The sequence below is a fragment of the Nocardiopsis alborubida genome, assembly GCF_012396365.1.
GTDB classification, from domain to species: domain Bacteria; phylum Actinomycetota; class Actinomycetes; order Streptosporangiales; family Streptosporangiaceae; genus Nocardiopsis; species Nocardiopsis alborubida.
Genome location: NZ_JAAXPG010000065.1, coordinates 1 through 3,538 on the forward strand (window position 1 = coordinate 1; position 3,538 = coordinate 3,538).

Below are 3,538 nucleotides of genomic sequence, written 5' to 3' on the forward strand. Positions count from 1 at the left end.
AGGCCCCATCACCGACACACCACCACCCGCGAGCGGGCCCGGCCGCGACACCGACACTCCCCCGCCCGGAGGCGGACCCGACGGACCACCCGCCGGACCACCCGCCGGGCCGGTCAAGGACGACCCGCCAGCCACCAACCCCGACCGAGGACCCGACACACCCGCACCCAAGGACACACCCGCACCCAAAGACACACCCGGACCCACACCCACACCCGCGCCCAAGGACGGGCCGCTGCCCCCGCCCTCGCTGAACAAGGACCTGGCCGAGGTCTTCGGCCGCCACAACGACGAATTCCTGGCCCCCTACAACCCCGCCAGCCCCATCGGCGCGGGCGCCTTCGACAACGCCGCCAAAGCCGCCGCCGCGCGCAACGACTTCGCCGACCTCTTCGCCCGCAACTTCGGCGACCACCTCGGCGAGACCGCCGCACGCGACCTGGGACGCGACTACGCCGACACCCTCGCCGCCCACTGGAACAACCCCGCCCTGGGCCAACACCTACGCGAGACCATCGGCGACCGCCTGCCCCCACACATGCGCGACCACCTCGCCGACGTCCCCGTCAACCTGCAAAAACCCCTCAACGACTACTTCTCCAAAGCCAGCACCTACGCCCAACAAACCGGCGGCAACATCGGCACCGGCGCCCTGGAGGGCTACCTCGGCGAAGGCCTGGGCAGCATGGCCGACGGACGCGGCTGGGAAGCCTCCGTCTGGTCCGCCACCTCAGGCGCCTCCCAAGCAGGCATCCAACAAGGCGCCACCGACGGCGCCCTGCACGGCATCGACCTGTTCAGCAACAAAGACAAACCCGACCTCAACACACCCCCGCCCCAGACCGAGAGCAACGGTTCCGGCAACCGGACCGACGAACGCGCCGACTCCGACGGCACCGCCCCTTGGTGGCGCGGGGACGACGACCCCGGTCAGGGCGGTGACCGGACTCCCGAGCACGGTGGCGACAGCTCCCCCGCACCCGCGTCCGGCGACCGGTCCTCCGAACGCGGCGGTGACGGACCCCAACGGGGAGACGACCGCGACAACGGACCCGCCCCGACCCCGCAGGACGACGAGCAGTCCCTGTACGACAGCGACTCCGACTACGACAGCGACGGATCGTCCGTCTTCGACCGGGACGAGAACTCCTCCCCCTACGACAGCGACGACGAGGCCTCGCTGTTCGACACCGACGAGGTCGCCCCCCGACAGGACACCACCACAGCCAAGGCGGACAAGGAACCCGGCCCCGACGCGCCCTCCGTCCCGGGGCCGCGGGACGAGCCGCGGGGAGCGGACTCCCCCGACCCCAGGGCCAGCGACGACCCCTTGCGAACGGGCGCGAGCGACGACCCCCTGGCCGTCGACTTCCTCAACGCCATCGTCCCCGACAACCCCATGGCCACCCCGCCCCCCGGCACCGAACAGACCACGCCGAACACCGGCGACACCAACCCCGACAACCGCTCCGCTCCCGAACCGGAGCAGCAGCACAACATCGCTCCCGTCGCCGTGGCGCCCCCAGTCGGCCAGGCCTCCCCGCCACCCGCACCCGCCCCGCAGAACCCGGCCTCCGACACCGGCCAACGCTCCACACCCACCGAGCGCAACACCGGTGAACGCTCACCCCAACGCACCAACGACACCACCACCCCGGACACCGCCGCACGGCAAACGACCGGTGACGACCTTCAGACCGTCACCACGGCCCCCCCGCCCGCACCGCAGACCGAGAGCACCGGGCAGGACGAACAGGTCACCTCGACGGACGAACAACACGCGAACCCCCGTACCCCGACCGCCTCCGACTCGCCCTCCCCGGCCGACGCCCCGCTTCCCCCGTCCCCCGCCACTGAGAGCGGACCGCCCCAGGACACGGAGGACACCGGGCACAGCCCGTCCGAACGCGGTGGCGAACGGCCCGAGGGCCGCGACGAGGACACCTCCCGCGACGACGACCGTTCCCAGGACCGCGACAAGGACCAGTCCGGCGACAGCAGTGACCGGTCCGGCGACGGCGAGCGGTCAGGCGAGGAGAGCGGCGACCGCTCCGGAGACGGCAAGGACCAGGGAGACCGGGACCGGTCCGGGGACGAGAAGGGCGACGGATCCGACGACACCGGGTCCGGCCACGGGGAGGCCCCCGCCGAGGAGGCGGACGGCCAGGATCAGGACGGCGAGGAGAGCCGCAAGGACGCCCCCGCCGAAGCGGGCGAGACGCCCGGAGCGGCCCTGTCCCAGAACACGGACGGTGTCCCGCAGGGTCAGGAGACGCCGCGGCCCCGTCCGGAACCGCTCCCCGACGGGGAAGCCGGTCCGGAGCGGAACGGCTCGCCCTCTCCCGCCGCCGTGGAGCCCCCGTCCATGGCCGACAGCCGGGAGAACGCAGCTCCACCGACGGAGGACAGCGGGACGCCGGTACCGGACGCCGGGGACACCCCGCCCGCCGCCGGACCCGACCGCGCGGCGGACAGCGGTGCCGACACCCCCGCAGAAACACGCACCGACCCCACCATCGACCCGGAGGCCGACGCCCGCGCCGCGTCGGTCCTGGACCGCCTGCCCGAACTCACCCGGGCCCTCACGGACAAGGACATCCCCAAGGCGCGGGCGCTGGGCGCCGAATTCTGGAGGCAGCTGCGACCGGCCGGCGGCCCGCTCCCGGAGAACCGCTCCATCCGCGAGGCGCACACGCTCGCGCAGGCACTGGTATACGTCCTCTCCGACCCCTCCAACAGACGCGTCCCGCTGAGCGGCGCATCCATCCCTCCCGAACGCGTCCAAGACGCCGAGGTCCTGACCCGCGGCATCGACCGCCACCTCCGAGACCGCCACGACCCGGTCCGCGCCCGGCTCTGGCAGTCCGGCGGGCAGCTCACCACGGACTACGTCCGCCACGCCATGCAGGACCCCGCCGACCGGGGCCCCTCCCCCTACAGCGCACCGGACACGGTGAAAACCGTCAACACAGCGCGGGTGGACGGCGATGGAGGCGCACCGGCCTCGGGAGGACGGTCCGGGGAGTCGTCGACGCCGGGCCGGAGCGAGGGTCCCGGATCGCGCGCGGCGGACGGGGACACCGCGGCCGAGCTGGCGACCCCGGGGACCACCTCCGGCACGAGCGTCTTCGCCGTGACCGACATCGCCGGAGAGGTACGGGACCCTGACGAGGACGGCACCGGGACGAGCGGCGCCGACCTCGACTCCATGGTCCGCGACCTGGAACTGGCCGACAACGGCCCCGCCGCGTCCGGGTCCGGAACGATCCGCCGGCTGCCGACCGGTGCCGAAGCCGACCACTACGGCGACCTCCTGCACGACCCCGACTACAACCCCAACACCTTCGACGCGCTCCCCACCGCGACCCAGGACGCGGTCTCCACCTACACCCGCTCCCCCTGGCTGAACGACTTCGCGCGTCTGCACCCGTTGAACGAGGCGACGGTGCAGGCCGAACTGGACCGGATCCGGGACGAGAGCCGACCCCACCCCGGATGGCAGATCTACGAAATCGGCGACGGCCGATGGCCCGACCTG

1 pseudogene is annotated in these 3,538 nt (G+C 73.0%); it reads left to right on the forward strand.

Annotation, left to right across the window (positions count from 1 at the left end):
* Positions 1-3,538 (forward strand): annotated as a pseudogene (locus HGB44_RS32335) (hypothetical protein); the annotation flags it as partial.